The organism is Rhizobium sp. Root1212 (genome assembly GCF_001424985.1).
In the GTDB taxonomy this organism is placed as follows: Bacteria; Pseudomonadota; Alphaproteobacteria; order Rhizobiales; family Rhizobiaceae; genus Pararhizobium.
This window is the reverse complement of the sequence record NZ_LMDA01000022.1, coordinates 58669-79265: the sequence shown is the minus strand read 5'-3', so window position 1 is coordinate 79265 and position 20597 is coordinate 58669. Positions and strand designations below refer to the sequence as shown.

Sequence of the window (20597 nt, the reverse complement as noted above, 5' to 3'; positions counted from 1 at the left end):
AAAAGGTAGTTTTAAGTTAATGGCGCCTATATTGCTGGCGCATGTTGCGCAAAAGTGTAAGAGCGGTTTTGCGGTAGCGACATGCGGTGGAACAAGACACCAGAGCGAGGAGCGATCTGAAAGATCGCGACGCGCTTTGGCAAGCGCGCAATCAGCGGTAATCGGGAGTTACGACATGCGGGTAATCCATGCGGCAGCAGGTCTGGCAGTGGCGCTGGCGCTGACGGGATGTCAGCGGACGTCCATGAGCGATTTCAACACCGCGCCACAGCCGGCTCCCGTGACGGCCCAGCCTGTGGGCGGCGTCTCGTCGAGCCAGCTGCCTGACCCGACGGCCTCGGGCAACACATCGCAGTTCCCCGCGGCACCGGTCAGCAACACGGCCGGCGTCAACGGCCCGGTTCCGGGCACCACCGATACCGGTGCGGCGGCCAACGCGCTTGATGTCACCAAGGAATCCATGGTCGGCAACTGGCGCGTCAGCAATGGCGGCGCCTCCTGCGATATGTTCCTGACGCTCACCAATCTCGGCAGCGGCTCGCGGGGCGGCACGCGCGGCTGCGCCGGTGAGTTGACCCAGATGGGCTCCTGGGAAGTGGCCGGCAAGCAGGTCATCCTGAAGGACCGTAACGGCAATCCGCTGGCCCGGCTCTACAAGAGCGCCGACGCCCGTTTCGACGGCTCTACCAATGGCGGCCAGCCGGTCAGCCTCAGCCGCTAAGTTCCGAGCCCGGCGCAACCGCCGGGCTTTTTTGTCGCCTGAGGGGCGAGGGGCCATCCGTGCCGAATTCCGAAGACTGCATTTCCCGTAAACTGGAAGCCCTTGTCGCATCGGGCGACATGCGCAGCGATCCCGTCCAGATGACGATCGCCCGCCGGCTCGACCGCCTGGCAAGCGATCTTGCATCAAGCCGCGGCGAGCGCAAGTCGAGCGCGCTCGGCTGGCTGTTTGCCGCCCGCCGGCAGGATCACTCACCCGTCAAGGGGCTTTATCTGTATGGCGGCGTCGGGCGCGGCAAGACCATGCTGATGGACCTGTTCTTTGAGACGGTACCGATCAAACGCAAGCGACGCGCCCATTTCCACGAATTCATGGCCGATGTCCACGAGCGCATCTTCCAGCATCGCCAGAAACTGAAAAACGGCGAGACGAAGCAGGCCGATCCGATTCCCCCGGTCGCGTCTGCCATCTTCGCCGAGGCGCGGCTGCTCTGCTTCGACGAGTTCACCGTCACCGACATTGCCGATGCGATGATCCTGTCGCGCCTGTTCGGTGAGCTTTTTTCCCGCGGCTGCGTGCTGGTCGCGACCTCGAATGTCGAGCCGTCGAACCTCTACCGGGATGGCCTTAATCGCGGCCTTTTCCTGCCCTTCATCGACCTCCTGCGCGCCCATGCCGAGATCGTGCCGCTCGATACCGAGACCGATTACCGCATGCTGAAGACCTCGGGCCTGCCCGTCTGGTCCGAGCCGCTGGGGCCAGAGGCCGATGCGGTGATGGACCGGTCGTGGAAGCAGGCGACCGCGGGGCTTGTCGTCGCGCCTGCCGAAATCCACCACAAGGGCCGCACCATTCCCGTCCCGCGCGCCGCCGGCGACTGCGCCCGCTTCAGCTTTTCCGACCTCTGCGAGAAACCGCTTGCCGCGGCCGACTATCTCGCGATCCTGCATCACTACAGCGTCATCTTCGTCGATCACATCCCCCATCTCGGGCCGGAGCGGCGCAACGAGACTAAGCGCTTCATACTGCTCGTCGATACGATCTACGATCAGGGCGCCCGCTTTTTCGCCTCGGCGGCATCCGCTCCGTCCGAACTGCTGACCGCCAGAAAAGGCACCGAAGGTTTCGAGTTCGACCGCACCGTTTCGCGCCTGATCGAGATGCAAAGCGAAGAATATGCGCGGCGCAACGATGCCGATGCCGCTTGATTTTGACGGAACTGCGACAGAAATTCTTACGTTTACGTAAGAATTTTATGATCTAACCGATTGAAATCGTTCTACTCAAAAGTATTGGTTGATATTTTAGGCAATGCGTCTTAAGTCCTTGCCGCGTAAGGTTTGGCGCTCGCACGTCTAAAAGGCGGAGCCCTCGTTTCAGGCCTTGTCAGATTTGGATCGCAAAGGAAGCACTTTCATGGCGCGCAACAAGATCGCACTCATTGGTTCTGGAATGATTGGTGGCACGCTGGCGCATCTCGCCGGCCTCAAGGAGTTGGGCGACATCGTCCTCTTCGACATTGCCGACGGCATTCCACAGGGCAAGGGCCTCGATATTGCCCAGTCCTCCCCGGTCGAGGGTTTCAACGCCAACCTCACCGGCGCCAGCGACTATTCCGCCATTGAAGGCGCAGACGTCTGCATCGTCACCGCCGGCGTCGCCCGCAAGCCGGGCATGAGCCGCGACGACCTGCTCGGCATCAACCTCAAGGTCATGGAACAGGTCGGCGCCGGCATCAAGAAGTATGCCCCGAACGCCTTTGTCATCTGCATCACCAACCCGCTCGACGCGATGGTCTGGGCGCTGCAGAAGTTCTCCGGCCTGCCGAAGAACATGGTCGTCGGCATGGCCGGCGTGCTCGACTCGGCCCGCTTCCGCCTGTTCCTGTCCCAGGAATTCAATGTTTCGGTTCAGGACGTCACGGCCTTCGTTCTCGGCGGCCATGGCGATACCATGGTGCCGCTCGCCCGCTACTCGACCGTTGGCGGCATTCCGCTGACCGATCTCGTCAAGATGGGCTGGGTCACCAAGGAACGCCTCGAAGAAATCATCCAGCGCACCCGTGACGGCGGCGCCGAAATCGTCGGTCTGCTCAAGACCGGCTCGGCCTACTACGCTCCGGCCGCTTCGGCGATCGAGATGGCTGAATCCTTCCTCAAGGACAAGAAGCGCGTTCTGCCGGTCGCCGCACACCTCACCGGCCAGTACGGCGTCAAGGATATGTATGTCGGCGTGCCCACCATCATCGGTGCCGGCGGTGTCGAGCGCGTTATCGAAGTCGAGTTCAACAAGGCCGAACAGGAAGCCTTCGACAAGTCGGTCGCAGCCGTTGCCGGTCTGTGCGAAGCCTGCGTCGCCATCGCTCCGAGCCTCAAGTAATCGCCTTCAGGCTAAACAGGACATTTTCCCATGAACATTCATGAATATCAGGCCAAGGCTCTGCTGAAGACCTTCGGCGCCCCGGTCGCCAAGGGTGTGCCGATCCTCAAGGTCGAGGAAGCCGAAGCTGCTGCCCGCTCGCTCCCCGGCCCGCTTTACGTGGTCAAGAGCCAGATCCATGCCGGCGGCCGCGGCAAAGGCAAGTTCAAGGAACTCGGCCCCGATGCCAAGGGCGGCGTTCGCCTTGCCAAGTCGATCGACGAAGTCCTCGCCCATGCCAAGGACATGCTCGGCAATACGCTGGTGACGGCCCAGACCGGCGAAGCCGGCAAGCAGGTCAACCGCCTCTACATCGAAGACGGCGCCGATATCGACCGCGAGCTTTACTGCTCGCTGCTGGTCGATCGCTCGGTCGGCCGCGTGGCCTTCGTCGTCTCGACCGAAGGCGGCATGGACATCGAGGCTGTCGCCCACGACACGCCGGAGAAAATCCACACCATCGCCATCGATCCGGAAACGGGCGTCACGGCTGACGATGTCGCCAAGATCTCCAAGGCGCTCGAGCTTTCGGGTGCCGCCGCTGAAGATGCCAAGTCGCTGTTCCCGGTCCTCTACAAGGCCTTCAGCGAGAAGGACATGGCCCTTCTCGAAATCAACCCGCTGATCGTCATGAAGGACGGCCACCTGCGCGTTCTCGACGCCAAGGTTTCCTTCGACGGCAACGCCCTGTTCCGCCACGACGACGTAAAGGCGCTGCGCGACGAGACCGAAGAAGACGCCAAGGAAATCGAAGCCTCCAAGTGGGACCTCGCTTACGTGGCTCTCGACGGCAACATCGGCTGCATGGTCAACGGTGCCGGCCTTGCCATGGCGACCATGGACATCATCAAGCTGTACGGCAAGGAGCCGGCGAACTTCTGCGACGTCGGCGGTGGCGCCGGCAAGGACAAGGTCGCGGCAGCCTTCAAGATCATCACCGCCGATCCGAAGGTCGAGGGCATCCTCGTCAACATCTTCGGCGGCATCATGAAGTGCGACGTCATCGCTGAAGGCGTTGTCGCCGCCGTGCAGGAAGTCGGCCTCAAGGTTCCGCTGGTCGTTCGTCTCGAAGGCACGAATGTCGAGCTTGGCAAGAAGATCCTGAACGAATCGGGTCTGGCGATCACCGCCGCCGACGATCTGGACGACGCTGCCAAGAAGATCGTCGCTGCGATCAACGGCTAATTGAAGGACCTGAACTTATGTCGATTCTCGTCAACAAGAACACCAAGGTCCTGGTTCAGGGCCTGACCGGCAAGACCGGTACTTTCCACACCGAACAGGCGCTGGCCTACTACGGCACGCAGATGGTCGGCGGTATCCACCCGAAGAAGGGCGGCGAAACCTGGACCGGCTCCAAGGGCGAAAGCCTGCCGATCTTCGCTTCGGTTGCCGAAGGCCGTGAAAAGACCGGCGCCGACGCATCCGTGATCTACGTTCCGCCGGCCGGTGCCGCGGATGCGATCATCGAGGCGATCGATGCGGAAATCCCGTTCATCACCTGCATCACCGAAGGCATCCCGGTCATGGACATGGTGCGCGTCAAGGCTCGCCTCGACCGCTCCAAGTCGCGCCTGCTGGGTCCGAACTGCCCCGGCATCCTGACCCCGGAAGAATGCAAGATCGGCATCATGCCGGGCTCGATCTTCCGCAAGGGCTCGGTCGGCATCGTTTCGCGTTCGGGTACGCTCACCTATGAAGCCGTGTTCCAGACCTCGAACGAAGGCCTCGGCCAGACCACCGCTGTCGGCATCGGCGGCGACCCGGTCAAGGGCACCGAGTTCATCGACGTGCTCGAGATGTTCCTCGCCGACGAAGCCACGACCTCGATCATCATGATCGGCGAAATCGGCGGCTCGGCTGAAGAAGATGCAGCCCAGTTCCTGATCGACGAAGCCAGGAAGGGCCGCAAGAAGCCGATGGCCGGCTTCATCGCGGGCCGCACGGCACCGAAGGGCCGCACCATGGGCCACGCCGGCGCTGTCGTTTCCGGCGGCAAGGGCGATGCGGAATCGAAGATCTCTGCCATGGAAGCCGCCGGCATCAAGGTGTCGCCGTCCCCGGCACGCCTCGGCAAGACCCTCGTCGAAGTCCTTAAGGGCTAAGACCGACATTGCGGGAGGCGGAACTCCGGTTTCGCCTTCCTCGCACCCTTTCAGCATCGGATGCTCGCGCTTTACGCGCACGATCGCCCGGACGGACCGGGCGACGCCAACCAGTCAGGAGGCGGACGGACAGGTCCGCGGCACACAATGGCAAGGCAAGAGGCCAACGAACAATTCCTGCTGACCTCGTTCCTCGACGGAGCGAATGCCAGCTATATCGAACAGCTTTATGCGCGCTATGAAAACGACCCGTCGTCGGTTTCCGGCGAATGGCAGTCCTTCTTCAAGGCGCTGCAGGACGAGCCGGGCGATGTGGTCAAGGCCGCCAAGGGCGCCTCCTGGAAGAAGCCGAACTGGCCCGTGACCGAGCGCACGGAGCTGGTTTCCGCTCTCGACGGCGACTGGGGCACGGTCGAGAAGGTTATCGAAAAGAAGGTGAAGGCGAAAGCCGAGGAGCAGGCCGCCGCCACCGGCGTTGCCGCCGCCCCCGCCGACATCCAGCAGGCGACCCGCGATTCGGTCCGCGCGATCATGCTGATCCGCGCCTACCGCGCCCGCGGCCACCTGCATGCCAAGCTCGACCCGCTGGCGATCGCCGCCCCGGTCGACGACTACCATGAGCTTTCGCCCTCCAATTACGGCTTCGGCCCGGAGGACATGGACCGCAAGATCTTCCTCGATAACGTGCTCGGCCTCGAATATGCGACCGTGCGCGAAATGATCGAGATTCTGGAGCGCACCTACTGCTCCACCCTCGGCGTCGAGTTCATGCACATCTCCGACCCGGAGATCAAAGGCTGGATTCAGGAACGCATCGAAGGCCCGGACAAGGGCGTCGCCTTCACCGCCGAAGGCAAGAAGGCCATCCTGTCGAAGCTGATCGAGGCCGAAGGCTTCGAGCAGTTCATCGACGTCAAGTACAAGGGCACCAAGCGCTTCGGCCTCGACGGCGGCGAATCGCTGATCCCGGCGCTCGAGCAGATTATCAAGCGCGGCGGCCAGGAAGGCCTGAAGGAAGTCATCCTCGGCATGGCCCACCGCGGCCGTCTGAACGTCTTGACCAACGTCATGGGCAAGCCGCACCGCGCCGTGTTCCATGAGTTCAAGGGCGGCTCCTACGCCCCCGACGACGTCGAAGGTTCGGGCGACGTGAAGTACCATCTCGGCGCTTCCTCCGACCGCGAATTCGACGGCAACAAGGTTCACCTGTCGTTGACGGCAAACCCGTCGCACCTCGAAATCGTCAACCCTGTCGTCATGGGCAAGGCCCGCGCCAAGCAGGACCAGATGGCGAAGGTGTTCGAGGGCGACGTCATTCCGCTGTCGGAGCGCGCGCAGGTCATGCCGCTGCTTCTCCACGGCGATGCCGCCTTTGCCGGCCAGGGCGTCACGGCTGAAATCCTCGGCCTTTCGGGCCTGCGCGGCCACCGCGTTGCCGGCACGGTGCATTTCATCATCAACAACCAGATCGGCTTCACCACCAATCCGGCCTTCTCGCGTTCGTCGCCCTATCCGTCCGACGTCGCCAAGATGATCGAGGCGCCGATCTTCCACGTGAACGGCGACGATCCGGAAGCGGTCACCTACGCCGCCAAGATCGCCACCGAATTCCGCATGAAGTTCCACAAGCCGGTCGTGATCGACATGTTCTGCTACCGCCGCTTCGGCCATAACGAAGGCGACGAGCCGTCCTTCACCCAGCCGAAGATGTACAAGGTCATCCGCGGCCACAAGACGGTCGTGCAGCTCTATGGCGCCCGCCTGATCGCCGAAGGCCTGATCTCCGAAGGCGAACTGGAAAAGATGAAGGCCGATTGGCGCAACCATCTGGAACAGGAATTCGAGGCTGGCCAGTCCTACAAGCCCAACAAGGCCGACTGGCTGGATGGCGCATGGTCTGGTCTGCGCACCGCCGACAATCAGGACGAACAGCGCCGCGGCAAGACCTCCGTGCCGATGAAAACCCTGAAGGAAGTCGGCCGCAAGCTCTCGGAAGTGCCGGAAGGTTTCAACGTCCACAAGACGATCCAGCGCTTCATGGACAACCGCGCCAACATGATCCAGACGGGCGAAGGCATCGACTGGGCGATGGCGGAAGCGCTGGCTTTCGGCACGCTCTGCGTCGAAGGCAACAAGATCCGTCTGTCCGGTCAGGATTGCGAACGCGGCACCTTCTCGCAGCGCCATTCGGTTCTCTACGATCAGGAGACCGAAGAGCGCTACATCCCGCTCGCCAACCTCTCGCCGACCCAGGCCCGCTACGAAGTCATCAACTCGATGCTCTCGGAAGAGGCCGTGCTCGGCTTCGAATACGGCTATTCGCTGGCCCGCCCGAATGCGCTGACCCTCTGGGAAGCCCAGTTCGGCGACTTCGCCAACGGTGCGCAGGTCGTGTTCGACCAGTTCATCTCGTCCGGCGAGCGCAAGTGGCTGCGCATGTCCGGCCTCGTCTGCCTGCTGCCGCACGGCTACGAAGGCCAGGGCCCGGAACACTCGTCGGCCCGTCTCGAGCGCTATCTGCAGATGTGCGCCGAAGACAACATGCAGGTCGCCAACGTCACCACGCCGGCGAACTACTTCCACATCCTGCGCCGTCAGATGAAACGCGACTTCCGCAAGCCGCTGATCATGATGACGCCGAAGTCGCTGCTGCGCCACAAGCGCGCTGTCTCCTCGCTGTCGGAAATGGCCGGCGAAAGCTCGTTCCACCGCCTGCTGTGGGACGATGCCGAAGTCATCAAGGACGGTCCGATCAAGCTGCAGAAGGATGCCAAGATCCGCCGCGTCGTGCTCTGCACCGGCAAGGTCTATTACGACCTGCTCGAAGAGCGCGAAAAGCGCGGCATCGACGACATCTACCTGCTGCGCGTTGAACAGCTCTATCCGTTCCCGGCCAAGGCGCTCATCAACGAGCTGTCGCGCTTCCGCAACGCCGAGATGGTCTGGTGCCAGGAAGAGCCGAAGAACATGGGCGCGTGGTCGTTCATCGATCCGTACCTGGAGTGGGTGCTCGCCCATATCGACGCCAAGTACCAGCGGGTTCGCTACACCGGCCGTCCGGCGGCTGCCTCTCCGGCAACCGGCCTGATGTCGAAGCACCTCGCCCAGCTTGCGGCCTTCCTGGAAGACGCGCTGGGAGGCTGATAGCCTCCCAGCGCTCCCATAATCGAAACCGATACCTGAAGAACGGACTTTTAAAATCATGGCTACAGAAATCCGCGTGCCCACCCTGGGCGAATCCGTCAGCGAGGCCACCGTCGGTACCTGGTTCAAGAAGGTCGGCGATACCGTCAAGGCCGACGAGCCGATCCTCGAACTCGAAACCGACAAGGTGACGATCGAAGTTCCGGCCCCTGCTGCCGGCGTGCTTTCCGAAATCGTCGCCAATGCCGGTGAAACAGTCGGCCTCGGCGCACTGCTCGGCCAGATCGCCGAAGGTGCCGGCGCTGCCGCCGCCGCTCCCGGTGCTGCCGAGAAGAAGGCCGCACCGGCCGCTGCCGCACCGGCACCGGTTGCTGCACCTGCCGCCGCCGCCATGCCGGCCGCACCGGCCGCCGCCAAGCTGCTTGCTGAAAACAACCTGTCGGCGTCGGATGTCGATGGTTCCGGCAAGCGTGGTCAGGTGCTGAAGGGCGACGTTCTCGCTGCTGTCGCCAAGGGCGTCTCCGCTCCTGCCGCAACCCCGGCCGTTGCCCGTGCGCCGTCGCCGGCCGAAGACGCGCCGCGCGAAGAGCGCGTCAAGATGACCCGCCTTCGCCAGACGATCGCCCGTCGCCTCAAGGACGCGCAGAACACCGCCGCCATGCTCACCACCTATAACGAGGTGGACATGTCGGCCGTCATGGCGCTGCGCAACCGTTACAAGGACATTTTCGAGAAGAAGCACGGCGTGAAGCTCGGCTTCATGGGCTTCTTCACCAAGGCCGTCACCCACGCGCTGAAGGAAATCCCGGCCGTCAACGCCGAGATCGACGGCACCGACATCATCTACAAGAACTTCTGCCACATCGGCGTCGCCGTCGGCACCGACAAAGGCCTCGTCGTTCCGGTGGTGCGCGATGCCGACCAGATGTCGATCGCCGAAATCGAGAAGGACATCGGCCGCCTCGGCAAGCTCGCCCGTGACGGCGCGCTCTCCATGGCCGACATGCAGGGCGGCACCTTCACCATCTCCAACGGGGGCGTCTACGGTTCGCTGATGTCCTCGCCGATCCTGAACGCGCCGCAGTCGGGCATTCTCGGCATGCACAAGATCCAGGAGCGTCCGGTCGTCGTCGGCGGCCAGATCGTCATCCGTCCGATGATGTATCTCGCGCTCTCCTACGATCACCGTATGGTCGACGGTAAGGAAGCCGTGACCTTCCTGGTACGCGTCAAGGAAAGCCTGGAAGATCCGGAACGCCTGGTTCTCGATCTCTAAGGATAGCGGATCATGGATGCAGCAGCACTGGCCGGTTCGCCGTTCCTGACGCTTCTTGCATGGAGCGTCGTGCTGCTGGTCTTCCATGTCGGCCTTCAAGGCATATTGGCGACGCAGGAACTCGGATCGGCCTGGAATGCCGGTCCGCGCGACGAGCACAAAGAGCCGTCCGGCAAGATCGCCGGGCGCGCCGAACGCGCGTCGAGAAATTTCCGCGAAACCTATCCCACCTTTGTCGGCCTCGCCCTGGGGCTGGCGATGACGGGCGATCCCGGCGGATGGGGTCTCGTGGGGGCGTGGCTGTGGTTTATCTGCCGCCTCGTCTATATTCCGCTCTATCTTGCTGGCGTGCCTTATATCCGCTCGCTGGTCTGGCTCGGCTCGCTGGCCGGTCTGCTGATCATGGTTTCCCGGCTCATCTTTTGATAGAAGACGGGCTGGGCTTCCGGACGGAGTAACTGCATGCACCCGTATCTCTTCGAACTCGCCTCGCTGATGGCGATCTTCGCTTTCGCTATCGTCTCGCCCGGTGCGGACCTTGCCATGGTCATGCGCCAGTCGCTCATCCATGGCCGCCGCTCCGCGATCATCACCTCCTTCGGCATCGGCACGTCGCTGATGTTCCATGTGACCTATACGATCCTGGGTCTCGGCCTGATCATTTCCCAGTCGATCTACCTCTTCAACATCGTCAAATGGTGCGGTGTCGCTTACCTGATCTATATCGGCATCAAGGCGCTGCGCGCCGGCAAGACCGATATGACGGAACTCACCGGCGACACGGATGCCGCCCACAAGGCACAATCCGCATTCAAGGCCTTCGGCCTCGGCTTTGCCGCCAATGCGTTGAACCCGAAGGCGGTGTTCTTCTTCCTGTCGATCTTCTCGACGGTGGTTTCCGCGCATACGCCGATCCCGGTCAAGTTCGGTTATGGCCTCGTCATGGCAAGCTGCCTCATCCTCTGGTTCGTCGGCGTCAGCCTGTTCATGACGACGCCGAAGATGCGGGCCGCCTTCTCGCGCATGAGCCAGTGGATCGACCGCGCCAGCGGCCTCGTCTTCATCGCGCTTGGCCTGAAGCTTGCGACGGAAAAGGCTGTCTGACGATGAAGCGTGCTATCACCGCATTGCTGTGTTCGCTTGCGCCCTTTGCCGCGCAGGCGGCCGATTGCCCGCAGAGCCGGGCGATCTACGGCGATGCCAATGGCGCTTACGAACTGCGCTTTGCGCCGGTCGGCGCCGAGAGCGCCACGACCAGCAACCGTTTCGACGTCATCGTCCTCAAGACCGACCTGAAGCTTGAAGGCTTCGTCATGCTCTCCGGCGATCCCGAGCGCGCCAATGGCATGGTCATGCACAATTGCCCGGAAGGCGACATAACCGGCGATGACCTCGCCGCCTGCATGATCTGGCAGGGTGTGGTTTATTCCGTCTCGTCTGCCGGCAAGATCGACCTCCTGCCCGCTGAAACGGCTGCGGCTGCGCAGCAGTTGCTGCTCCCCGATTTCGGCCCCGCCGTCAAAGCTTCCTCCATCGGGGAGAAGCTCACTGTCGCGCCCTGGGATGTCTTTGCCTTCAAGGGATGCGCGGCATGACGGAAAAGCCTGTTCTTCTCGTTACCGGCGGCAGCCGTGGCATCGGGGCCGCCATCTGCCGCTCCGCTGCCGCGGCTGGTTGGCGCGTGGTCGTGAATTATGCGGCCAATGCCGCCGCCGCTGAAGCCGTCGTTACCGATATCGTCAGGGCCGGCGGCGAGGCGATCGCGGTTGCCGGCGATGTCGCCGAACCCAGCGATATCGAAGCGATGTTCGCCACCATCGACAGCACCTATGGCCGGCTCGACGGCCTCGTCAACAATGCCGGTATCGTCGGCCCGCCGCAGCGCATCGACGAGATGGATTTCGCCCGCATCGACCGTATGCTGCGCGTCAATGTCACCGGCTCCATCCTCTGCGCCGGAGAGGCCGTGCGCCGCATGTCCAAAAGCCGGGGCGGCAAGGGCGGTGTGATCGTCAATATCTCCTCCATGGCCGCCGTTCTCGGTTCCGCGGGCCAATATGTCGATTATGCCGCCGCCAAGGGCGCGATCGATACCTTCACCGTCGGCCTCGCCCGCGAAGTCGCGACCGAGGGCATCCGCGTCAATGCCGTGCGTCCCGGCGTCATCGATACCGAAATCCACGCCTCCGGCGGCTTGCCCAACAGAGCCCGCGACATGGCGCCCGGCATTCCGATGCAGCGGCCCGGCGAGGCGCAGGAGGTCGCGGATGCGGTTCTTTACCTACTTTCGTCTTCGGCATCCTATGTCACGGGTGCCATCCTCAATGTCAGCGGCGGCCGTTAGCCCCACAAGGAAGGATATGTCATGGCCTATGATCTCATCGTAATCGGCTCCGGTCCCGGCGGTTATGTCTGCGCCGTCAAGGCAGCCCAGCTCGGTCTGAAGGTCGCCGTGGTCGAAAAGCGTGCGACCTACGGCGGCACCTGCCTGAACATCGGCTGCATCCCCTCCAAGGCGCTGCTGCATGCCTCGGAAGTCTTCCACCACACCGCCCACGGCATCGATGTTCTCGGCGTCGAAGTCGCGGCCCCGACGCTCAATCTCGACAAGATGATGGCCCACAAGGATGCGACGGTGAAATCCAACACCGACGGCGTCGCCTTCCTGTTCAAGAAGAACAAGATCGACGGCTTCCAGGGCGCCGGCCGCGTCGTCTCGGCCGGCAAGGTCGCGGTGAAGGCTGAAGACGGTTCCGAGCAGGTCCTCGAAACCAAGAACATCGTCATCGCCACCGGCTCCGACGTCGCGGGCATTCCGGGCGTTCCGGTCGAGATCGACGAAGAGGTCATCATCTCGTCCACCGGCGGCATCGCGCTGAAGAAGGTTCCGCAGACCCTGATCGTCGTCGGCGGGGGCGTCATCGGCCTCGAACTCGGCTCGGTCTGGCAGCGCCTCGGCGCCAAGGTCACGGTCGTCGAATATCTCGACACCATCCTCGGCGGCATGGACGGCGAAGTCTCCAAGCAGTTCCAGCGTATGCTGGCCAAGCAGGGCTTCGATTTCAAGCTCGGCGCCAAGGTCACCGGTGTCGAAAAGTCGGGTTCCGGCGCCAAGGTCACCTATGAGCCGGTCAAGGGTGGCGACGCCCAGACGCTCGAAGCCGACGTCGTCCTCATCGCCACCGGCCGCAAGCCCTACACGGCCGACCTCGGCCTTGAAGAAGCCGGCGTTGCCCTCGACAACCGCGGCCGCGTCGAAATCGACGGCCACTTCAAGACCAATGTCGATGGCATCTATGCGATCGGCGACGTCGTGCGCGGTCCGATGCTCGCCCACAAGGCGGAAGACGAGGGCGTCGCTCTTGCCGAAATCCTCGCGGGACAGGCCGGCCACGTGAACTACGATGTCATTCCGGGCGTCGTCTACACCCAGCCGGAAGTCGCCTCCGTCGGCAAGACGGAAGAGGAGCTGAAGGCTGCAGGCATCGCCTACAAGGTCGGCAAATTCCCCTTCACCGCCAACGGCCGCGCCCGCGCCATGCTGCAGACCGACGGTTTCGTGAAGATCCTCGCCGACAAGGAAACCGACCGCGTTCTCGGCGGCCACATCGTCGGGTTCGGCGCCGGCGAGATGATCCACGAGATCGCCGTGCTGATGGAATTCGGCGGTTCCTCCGAAGACCTCGGCCGCACCTGCCATGCACACCCGACCATGTCGGAAGCCGTCAAGGAAGCCGCACTCGCGACCTTCTTCAAACCGATCCATATGTGATCGCGGATACACAAGGGCGCCTCACGAGGCGCCCTCAGTCCGAAGATTTCGTGGTCTCGTGTTGTCCACCGCGCACTCTTGTTGTGAGTGCTACGGTGACGCCCACTCTTCATAGAGGTACGTCATGATCGAGATACGAAATGCAATACCCGAAGACGTCTACAGCCTTGCTGAAATTGGGTTGGCTGCCTGGAGTAAGGGTATCGGGCCGCTCGTCCCTGCTGCGACCTCTTCCAAAATCGAGAGCAAAAATCCTTTCATACCTTTTCTCAGTGAAATGGGGGCCAGGATATTAGTTGCTATCGTCGATGGGCGAGCAGCCGGCATTGGTGCATGCGAAAATGAAGACGACTACATTAGCGATATCTGGGTTTCCCCCGAATTTGAGGGACGAGGCGTTGGATCAGCATTAGTTAGGGCGCTCGAACGTGAGATTCTCAGCCGCGGTTATCCCGCAGCGCGAATTCATGTCGCTGCCGCCAATGAACGTGCTCTGGGGCTGTATGAACGCCTTGGATACAAGCAGAATGTTCGCGAAACGGCTTTTGACCCTATCCTTGAAATCTATCTTGAGAAAATAGGGCTACAAAAGAATCTTTTGGTGCCCGACCGGTAATGGTGCTTTCGCTGGGCGTGCGATCTAGCTCTCCTGCCAAAACAAAGGGCGCCTCGCGGCGCCCTCCATCGTTCAAAATCTCCCGCCGCTTACTGCAGCGTCCGTGTCTGCAGCGCAGCTGCCGTCTGCGCATCGACAGGCCCGGTGGCCGCACCGATACCGTTCGGATCAAGCCCGGTCGCCACGACCGAAACGCGGAACACGCCATCCAGATTGCGGTCGAAGATCGAGCCGACGACGATGTCGGCTTCCTCGTACACTTCCTCGCGGATGCGCGTCGCTGCCTCGTCGACTTCGAACAGCGTCATGTCCATGCCGCCGGAAATCGAGATCAGCACGCCCTTGGCACCGCGCATCGAGACTTCACTGAGCAGCGGGTTGGCGATCGCCGCTTCCGCAGCTTTCAGCGCACGGCCTTCGCCGGAGGCTTCGCCCGTGCCCATCATGGCGCGGCCCATGCCCTTCATGACGGTTTTCACGTCGGCGAAGTCGAGGTTGATCAGGCCTTCCTTGACGATGAGGTCGGTGATGCAGCCGACGCCGGAATAGAGCACCCGGTCGGCGATCACGAAGGCATCGGCAAAGGTGGTCTTGGCATCGGCGATGCGGAAGAGGTTCTGGTTCGGGATGACGATGACGGTATCGGCCGCCTCACGCAGGCGCTCGATGCCTTCCTCGGCCGTCTGCATGCGGCGCTTGCCTTCGAAGCTGAAGGGCTTGGTGACGACGGCAACCGTCAGGATGCCGGCATTGCGCGCCGCCTGCGCGATCACCGGGGCTGCACCCGTGCCGGTGCCGCCGCCCATGCCGGCGGTGACGAAGCACATATGGGTGCCGCCGAGATGATCCATGATCTCGTCGATCGATTCTTCCGCAGCGGCACGGCCGACGTCCGGCAGCGAGCCGGCGCCGAGACCCTCGGTCACCTGCGAGCCGAGCTGTATCAGCCGGGTCGCTTTCGACATGGTCAGCGCCTGCGCATCGGTATTGGCCACCACGAATTCCGCGCCCTGCAGGCCTTCGGAAATCATGTTGTTGATGGCGTTGCCGCCGCCGCCGCCAACACCGATGACGGTGATCTTCGGTCTCATTTCCGAAACGTCGGGCTTCTTGAAATTCATGCGTCGTGTCCCTCGGGATGAAGCTGCGGCGAAGCAGATCGGTTCAAACGAATCAGTATCGCCTTGCAGAATAGATCCTCAAAAAGGCAGAGAGGCGGCACGGATGCAAGGGCCGGATCTTTTCGGAGACGTTTGGGCGGCCTCAGTTCACCGCGGTCACGGTGAAGCCGTCCTTGCGCAGGAGTTCGACCAGGCCCTGGTCGCCCGGCAGGTGCAGTGCGCCCACCGCCATGAAGGCATTGCCCTTTTCGAGGATCGGCCGGGCGCGGGTCGCCATGGTGTGGTTGCGGTCGGTGATGATCCGCTGTTCGAAATCGGCATCGTCGCTGCTGCCGGCCTCTTCTTCGGAAACGGCCTTCATGACCGGCATCACCATACCGATCTCGCCGCTGAGATAGAGTTCGGTCGTCGTTTCCATCACGTCCTTCACCGTGTCGCCAAGCCGCAACGTCTCGACCAGCGCCTGCACGTGGAATTGCGCGGGCAGGGCGTCCATGGCCTGCAACTGCTCGGTCAGGGTTTCAAGCCCCTTCAGCGTCTTGCCCGTCTTCAGGGCCTCTTCGGCAAGCTGCTTGTCGAGGAAGGAGGCGCCGGCGGCCTTGCGGCTCATTTCGCAGGCGGGCAATGCCACGAAGCTCGCAATCATCCACGGCTTCATCCTGGAAACCAGCGCCAGCGGAATGCCGCGCGCCTTCAGCCCGGCCTCCAGCGTCTGCTTCTCGTCGGGTTTGAGGAAATCGCCGATGGTCTTGCCATCGGCAAACATCGTCAGGTCCGGCCGCATCATGATGGCCGCCGCCGCCTTCTTCTCATCGACGATCTCGTCGGATTCGACAATGACCGTTCCGGCCGCCTGATACGCCTCCGGCGCACCTTTCGGCATGGCCAGCACGCGCGGATCGGTCACATGCATGGTGCCGAGCAGATAGGAGGGTGGTGCGCCGTCCTTCGCGATTTTCCAGAAAAGCCCCTTGCCGTTCGGGATTTTGGCCGCTTCCTTCTCCACCGCTGCCAATCGCGCCGGATCGTTGGCGCGCCAGTCCTCGACAAGATTGCGCCCGCCGCAGGAGACATCCTCGGCGCGGGCCTGCGAGATGGCGAGAAGCGCAGCAATCAGGCTGAGCGCAAAGGTGAGATGCAGCGCCATGACCAGCGCGACGACGGCATCGCCCAGAGAGGCGGCCATGCGGCGTGCGGAGGAGATCATCAAATGCGGCATGCTTCGCCCCGTCTTGCGAAAGAAAAGCCGACCCTATCGCTTCAGCCTTCACGAGCCCCTTAACAAGCATGGTTAATATGTCGTCATCGCGGCGCTCAAGCGCGCGGATGCGCGCGGTCGTAGATTTCGAGCAGCCGGGTGGAATCGACGCCGGTATAGACCTGCGTCGTCGAGAGGCTGGCATGGCCGAGCAGTTCCTGGATCGTCCGCAGGTCCCCGCCGCCCGCCAGGAGATGTGTCGCAAAGGAATGGCGCAAGGCATGGGGCGTGGCGGTATCCGGCAGCCCGAGCGCACCGCGCAGCCGCTGCATTTCCCGCTGGATGATACCCGCCTGCAGTTTGCCGCCGCGCGCGCCGCGAAACAGCGGCGCGTCGCCGTCGCTGTGATAGGGGCAGAGGCTGCGATAGCGCTCCACGGCGTCGCAGGCCGCCGAAATCAGCGGTACGATGCGCGTCTTTCCGCCCTTGCCTGTGATGCGCAGCGAGGTCGGCCTGCCTGAAAAATCATTGCCGGTCAGGTCCAGCGCCTCGGAGATACGCAGGCCGCAGCCGTAAAGCAGGGTCAGCACAGCGGCGTTGCGGGCGGCGATCCACGGCTCTTCGGCAAGCTGCGCACCTTCCGTCACCACCTGCAGGGCGTCAGTGTCGGTCAGCGGCTTCGGCAGGGATTTCGGCTGCTTCGGCGAGCGAACGGCGCTGGCGCCTGCGGCATTGGCCAGCCCCTTGCGTTCCAGATAGCGCAGGAACGAACGCAAGCCTGCAAGCCCGCGCCCGAGCGTGCGGGCGCCTGCGCCCTCCTTGCGACGCATGGCCAGAAATCCGCGCAGGTCGGCTGGCCGCAGGGCCTCGATATCATTGAGCTTTGGCGGGCCACTCAAATGTCCGGTCAGGAAGGTGAGAAACTGTCTTGTATCGCGCTCATAGGCTTCGACGGTTTTTTCCGAAAGCCGTCTTTCCCGTGCCAGCGCTCCGAGCCAGCTCTGCCGCTCGGTCATCAGCTCCGGGTGGCCGATAATCAGGAGTTCGTTCATCGCCGTCTTGTCCCCGTTCAAGGGCAATCTGCGACGAAGGCTTTAGGTTTCTGTTAATCGCCCATGGAAAAGGCCCCGCGAAACATCACGAGGCCTTATCGAACTCGGGTGGATGCCGGAAAAATCAGGCGATCTTCTGGCCGGTCTTCGCCCAGTCGGCGAGGAAGGTTTCGAGGCCCTTGTCGGTCAGCGGGTGCTTGACGAGCGCCTTCAGGGTTGCCGGCGGCGCGGTGACGACGTCGGCGCCGATCAGGGCGGCTTCCTTGATGTGGTTGACCGTGCGGGCCGAAGCCGCGAGGATTTCCGTCTCGAAGCCGTAATTGTCGAAGATCTGGCGGATTTCGCGGATCAGGTCCATGCCGTCGAGCGCGATGTCGTCGAGGCGGCCGATGAACGGCGACACGAAGGTCGCGCCGGCCTTGGCGGCGAGCAGCGCCTGGTTGGCCGAGAAGCACAGTGTCACGTTGGTCTGGTGGCCATCGGAAACGAGATTCTTGCACGCCTTCAAACCGTCGAGCGTCAACGGCAGCTTGATGCAGATGTTGTCTGCGATCTTCGAAATGACCGCCGCTTCCTTCATGATCGTCTCGTAGTCGGTCGCCGCCACCTCAGCGGAGACCGGACCTTCGACGATGCCGCAGATTTCCTTGGTGACTTCGAAGATGTCGCGGCCCGATTTCAGGATCAGCGAGGGGTTGGTCGTCACGCCGTCGACGAGGCCCAGGTCATTGAGTTCCCGGATTTCGTTCACATCGGCTGTATCGACAAAAAACTTCATGGAATTCTCCCTTGGGACGCGCGGCTGAGCTGTGGTTTCGGGGTTTCCTTTATCGCAAACCGGAGGCAAGGTCACGGCCGATGACAGAAGATTCGTCCGATTTGTTTGGGGCCCTGTTCGCCGCGCGGGTCGTGCCTGTGCTGGTGCCCATGCCTGCCCCAAAAGCATACTCCTATCTCGTGCCGGAGGGAATGGCGGTGGAGCCGGGCTCCATCGTGCAGGTGCCGCTCGGCCCCCGTCAGGTGATGGGCGTCGTCTGGGATGACGAGGGTCAGGAAGCCGTCGATCCGAAGAAGCTGAAGGCCATCACGCTTGCTTTCGATTGTCCGCCGCTGAAGCCGGAAATGCGCCGTTTCCTCGACTGGGTCTCCTCCTACACCGTCTCGCCGCCCGGCCTCGTCGCCCGTATGGCGCTGCGTGCGCCGGCTGCCCTCGATCCCGAGCCGATGGTCGAAGCCCTGCGATTGACCGACATGCGCCCGGAACGCATGACGGATGCCCGCTCACGCGCCATCGCCGCCGCCGATAACGGCTTTGCCTGGACCCGCTCGGGCCTTTCCCACGCGGCCGGCGTTTCTTCCAGCGTCATCGATGGATTGACGGCGCAGGGCGTGTTCGAAACCGTCTTCATGCCGCCGCCGCCGGTGGTGGCCGAACCCGACCCGGATTTCGTACCCCCGCGGCTGGAGGGCCCGCAGAAATCCGCCGCCGAAGAGCTTTTGCAGAAGGTCGGGGTCGGCGGCTTTTCCGTCTCTCTCATCGACGGCATCACCGGCTCGGGCAAGACGGAGGTCTATTTCGAGGCCATCGCCGCCACCCTGAAGGCCGGCAAGCAGGTGCTGATCCTGCTGCCGGAAATCGCGCTCACCGCAAGCTTTCTCGAACGTTTTCAGGACCGCTTCGGCTCGAAGCCCGCCGAATGGCATTCCGATCTCGCCCCCCGCACCCGTGAAAAGGTCTGGCGGCAGGTGACGGAAGGCGGCGTGCGCGTCGTTGCCGGCGCCCGTTCGGCGCTGTTCCTGCCGTTCGAAAATCTCGGCCTGATCATCGTCGATGAGGAGCACGATCCCGCCTACAAGCAGGAAGACCGTGTCTTCTACAATGCCCGCGACATGGCGGTCGTGCGCGCCCGCATCGGCGATTTCCCGGTCGTGCTGGTATCCGCCACGCCGTCGGTCGAAAGCCGCGTCAACGGCGATCTCGGCCGTTATTCCGCCATCCATCTCCCGACCCGCTATGGTGACGCCGCTCTCCCCCATCTCGGTGTCGTCGACATGCGCCGCCATCCGCCCGAGCGCGGCGGTTTCCTGTCGCCGGTGCTGCTCAACCAGATCGGCAAGGCGGTGGGGCGAGGGGAGCAGGCGCTGCTCTTCCTCAATCGCCGCGGTTACGCCCCGCTGACGCTCTGCCGCGTCTGCGGCCATCGCTTCCAATGCCCGGATTGCTCCAGCTGGCTGGTGGAGCACCGTTTCCGCGGCCAGATACAGTGTCACCATTGCGGCTATGCGCAAAAGACGCCGGAAGCCTGCCCGGAATGCGGCACCTTCGATCACCTCGTCGCCTGCGGCCCCGGCGTCGAGCGCATCGCCGAGGAGGTGGACCGCCATTTCCCGGATGCGCGAACCATCGTGCTCTCTTCCGATCTCATGGGCGTCAAGCGCCTGCGGCTGGAGCTGGAAGCAATCCAGCGCGGCGAGGCAGATATTGTCGTCGGCACCCAGCTGGTCGCCAAGGGCCATAACTTCCCGATGATGACCTTCGTCGGCATCGTCGATGCCGATATCGGCCTCTCCAACGGCGACCCGCGCGCCGCCGAGCGCACCTTTCAGCTGTTGTCGCAGGTCACCGGCCGCGCCGGCCGCACGGGCCTGCGCTCCCTCGGCTTGTTGCAGACCTACCAACCGCAGCATCCGGTGATGCAGGCGATCGTCTCCGGCGATTCGCACGCTTTCTACGAGCGCGAGATCAGCGAACGCGAAAAGGCACTGCTTCCCCCCTTCGGCCGCCTCGCCTCGCTCATCGTCTCCGCCGAAACCCGCGCCGACGCCGAAGGCCACGCCCGCGGCCTGCGCCAAGCCGCTCCTCGCGTCGACGGCATCAGCATCCTTGGCCCCGCCGAAGCGCCGCTCGCCCTCATTCGCGGACGCCACCGCTTCCGCCTCCTCGTCCACGGCCGCCGCAACAGCGACATGCAGAGCTTTGTGAAGACGATGATTGCGGCGGGACCGAAGGTGCGCGGGTCGATCAGTGTACAGCTAGACATCGATCCGCAGAGTTTTCTTTGAACTACGGACAGCCTTGCATTCAGCCTTTGGATTACCCCTCCACCCCCGATTCCCTTTTGCCTTCCATTGCGTTAATCCTCTCGCGTCGCAATGTCGGCGCAAGATATGAGA

18 protein-coding genes are annotated in these 20597 nt (G+C 63.0%); 14 read left to right on the top strand and 4 right to left on the bottom strand.

The genetic code is table 11. From position 1 onward, the window contains the following. Window positions 1-175 precede the first annotated feature (175 nt). The 13 genes from ASC86_RS16565 to ASC86_RS16505 all read left to right on the top strand — a co-directional run bounded on the left by ASC86_RS16565 (window position 176) and on the right by ASC86_RS16505 (window position 14052). Complete coding sequence (locus ASC86_RS16565; protein WP_056323487.1) at window positions 176-721, top strand: protease inhibitor Inh/omp19 family protein; 546 nt, start codon at window positions 176-178, stop codon at window positions 719-721. 59 nt (window positions 722-780) lie between these two features. After that, window positions 781-1929, top strand: a complete 1149-nt coding sequence (gene zapE, locus ASC86_RS16560; RefSeq protein ID WP_056323485.1) for a cell division protein ZapE — start codon at window positions 781-783, stop codon at window positions 1927-1929. A 208-nt stretch (window positions 1930-2137) separates the two neighbouring features. Continuing rightward, entirely contained in the window at window positions 2138-3100 is a 963-nt protein-coding gene (gene mdh, locus ASC86_RS16555) for a malate dehydrogenase (RefSeq protein ID WP_056323482.1), read from the top strand. A 30-nt stretch (window positions 3101-3130) separates the two neighbouring features. Next, window positions 3131-4324, top strand: a complete 1194-nt coding sequence (gene sucC, locus ASC86_RS16550; protein ID WP_056323480.1) for an ADP-forming succinate--CoA ligase subunit beta — start codon at window positions 3131-3133, stop codon at window positions 4322-4324. 17 nt (window positions 4325-4341) lie between these two features. Continuing rightward, window positions 4342-5244, top strand: coding sequence for a succinate--CoA ligase subunit alpha (sucD, locus tag ASC86_RS16545; RefSeq protein WP_056323477.1), 903 nt, complete (start codon window positions 4342-4344; stop codon window positions 5242-5244). Window positions 5245-5391: 147 nt separating this feature from the next. After that, a complete protein-coding gene (locus ASC86_RS16540) occupies window positions 5392-8388 on the top strand; it encodes a 2-oxoglutarate dehydrogenase E1 component (protein ID WP_056323475.1) in 2997 nt (998 codons plus the stop codon). A 58-nt stretch (window positions 8389-8446) separates the two neighbouring features. Beyond that, on the top strand, window positions 8447-9664 hold the full coding sequence (gene odhB, locus ASC86_RS16535; RefSeq protein WP_056323472.1) for a 2-oxoglutarate dehydrogenase complex dihydrolipoyllysine-residue succinyltransferase: 1218 nt from the start codon (window positions 8447-8449) through the stop codon (window positions 9662-9664). 12 nt (window positions 9665-9676) lie between these two features. Then, entirely contained in the window at window positions 9677-10090 is a 414-nt protein-coding gene (locus tag ASC86_RS16530) for an MAPEG family protein (protein ID WP_056323470.1), read from the top strand. A gap of 36 nt (window positions 10091-10126) precedes the next feature. Then, a complete protein-coding gene (locus ASC86_RS16525) occupies window positions 10127-10768 on the top strand; it encodes a LysE family translocator (protein ID WP_056323467.1) in 642 nt (213 codons plus the stop codon). 2 nt (window positions 10769-10770) lie between these two features. Further along, window positions 10771-11259 carry a hypothetical protein gene (locus ASC86_RS16520; protein ID WP_056323464.1) on the top strand — a complete coding sequence of 163 codons (489 nt, stop codon included), beginning with the start codon at window positions 10771-10773 and terminating at the stop codon, window positions 11257-11259. Then, window positions 11256-12008, top strand: a complete 753-nt coding sequence (locus ASC86_RS16515) for an SDR family oxidoreductase (protein ID WP_056324257.1) — start codon at window positions 11256-11258, stop codon at window positions 12006-12008. Before ASC86_RS16520 ends, ASC86_RS16515 begins: the two co-directional genes overlap by 4 nt. Before the next feature lie 21 nt (window positions 12009-12029). After that, window positions 12030-13436, top strand: a complete 1407-nt coding sequence (gene lpdA, locus ASC86_RS16510) for a dihydrolipoyl dehydrogenase (protein WP_056323462.1) — start codon at window positions 12030-12032, stop codon at window positions 13434-13436. Window positions 13437-13560: 124 nt separating this feature from the next. Beyond that, window positions 13561-14052, top strand: a complete 492-nt coding sequence (locus ASC86_RS16505; RefSeq protein ID WP_056323459.1) for a GNAT family N-acetyltransferase — start codon at window positions 13561-13563, stop codon at window positions 14050-14052. 89 nt (window positions 14053-14141) lie between these two features. On the opposite strand, the gene ftsZ is transcribed toward ASC86_RS16505, so the two are convergent. From ftsZ to fsa, 4 genes are all read right to left on the bottom strand, one after another. Next, window positions 14142-15173, bottom strand: a complete 1032-nt coding sequence (gene ftsZ / locus ASC86_RS16500; protein ID WP_056323456.1) for a cell division protein FtsZ — start codon at window positions 15171-15173, stop codon at window positions 14142-14144. A gap of 142 nt (window positions 15174-15315) precedes the next feature. Further along, window positions 15316-16380, bottom strand: a complete 1065-nt coding sequence (locus ASC86_RS16495; protein ID WP_056324254.1) for a TraB/GumN family protein — start codon at window positions 16378-16380, stop codon at window positions 15316-15318. 107 nt (window positions 16381-16487) lie between these two features. Then, window positions 16488-17423, bottom strand: a complete 936-nt coding sequence (locus tag ASC86_RS16490) for a tyrosine recombinase XerC (RefSeq protein WP_056323454.1) — start codon at window positions 17421-17423, stop codon at window positions 16488-16490. Window positions 17424-17547: 124 nt separating this feature from the next. Next, complete coding sequence (fsa, locus tag ASC86_RS16485) at window positions 17548-18201, bottom strand: fructose-6-phosphate aldolase (protein WP_056323451.1); 654 nt, start codon at window positions 18199-18201, stop codon at window positions 17548-17550. 80 nt (window positions 18202-18281) lie between these two features. Here fsa and ASC86_RS16480 point away from each other — a divergent pair, with 80 nt between their 5' ends. Continuing rightward, window positions 18282-20486, top strand: coding sequence for a primosomal protein N' (locus ASC86_RS16480; RefSeq protein WP_056323448.1), 2205 nt, complete (start codon window positions 18282-18284; stop codon window positions 20484-20486). The last annotated feature ends 111 nt before the right edge of the window (window positions 20487-20597 follow it).

Bases quoted from the DNA above. Each gene is read 5' to 3' on its own strand.
- ASC86_RS16520 (WP_056323464.1), top strand. From the start codon at position 10,771: ATGAAGCGTGCTATCACCGCATTGCTGTGTTCGCTTGCGCCCTTTGCC.
- lpdA (WP_056323462.1), top strand. From the start codon at position 12,030: ATGGCCTATGATCTCATCGTAATCGGCTCCGGTCCCGGCGGTTATGTC.
- ASC86_RS16515 (WP_056324257.1), top strand. From the start codon at position 11,256: ATGACGGAAAAGCCTGTTCTTCTCGTTACCGGCGGCAGCCGTGGCATC.
- ASC86_RS16565 (WP_056323487.1), top strand. From the start codon at position 176: ATGCGGGTAATCCATGCGGCAGCAGGTCTGGCAGTGGCGCTGGCGCTG.
- sucD (WP_056323477.1), top strand. From the start codon at position 4,342: ATGTCGATTCTCGTCAACAAGAACACCAAGGTCCTGGTTCAGGGCCTG.
- ASC86_RS16540 (WP_056323475.1), top strand. From the start codon at position 5,392: ATGGCAAGGCAAGAGGCCAACGAACAATTCCTGCTGACCTCGTTCCTC.
- fsa (WP_056323451.1), bottom strand. From the start codon at position 18,201: ATGAAGTTTTTTGTCGATACAGCCGATGTGAACGAAATCCGGGAACTC.
- ASC86_RS16525 (WP_056323467.1), top strand. From the start codon at position 10,127: ATGCACCCGTATCTCTTCGAACTCGCCTCGCTGATGGCGATCTTCGCT.
- mdh (WP_056323482.1), top strand. From the start codon at position 2,138: ATGGCGCGCAACAAGATCGCACTCATTGGTTCTGGAATGATTGGTGGC.
- ASC86_RS16505 (WP_056323459.1), top strand. From the start codon at position 13,561: ATGATCGAGATACGAAATGCAATACCCGAAGACGTCTACAGCCTTGCT.
- ASC86_RS16490 (WP_056323454.1), bottom strand. From the start codon at position 17,423: ATGAACGAACTCCTGATTATCGGCCACCCGGAGCTGATGACCGAGCGG.
- ASC86_RS16530 (WP_056323470.1), top strand. From the start codon at position 9,677: ATGGATGCAGCAGCACTGGCCGGTTCGCCGTTCCTGACGCTTCTTGCA.
- ASC86_RS16495 (WP_056324254.1), bottom strand. From the start codon at position 16,380: ATGATCTCCTCCGCACGCCGCATGGCCGCCTCTCTGGGCGATGCCGTC.
- sucC (WP_056323480.1), top strand. From the start codon at position 3,131: ATGAACATTCATGAATATCAGGCCAAGGCTCTGCTGAAGACCTTCGGC.
- ftsZ (WP_056323456.1), bottom strand. From the start codon at position 15,173: ATGAATTTCAAGAAGCCCGACGTTTCGGAAATGAGACCGAAGATCACC.
- ASC86_RS16480 (WP_056323448.1), top strand. From the start codon at position 18,282: ATGACAGAAGATTCGTCCGATTTGTTTGGGGCCCTGTTCGCCGCGCGG.
- odhB (WP_056323472.1), top strand. From the start codon at position 8,447: ATGGCTACAGAAATCCGCGTGCCCACCCTGGGCGAATCCGTCAGCGAG.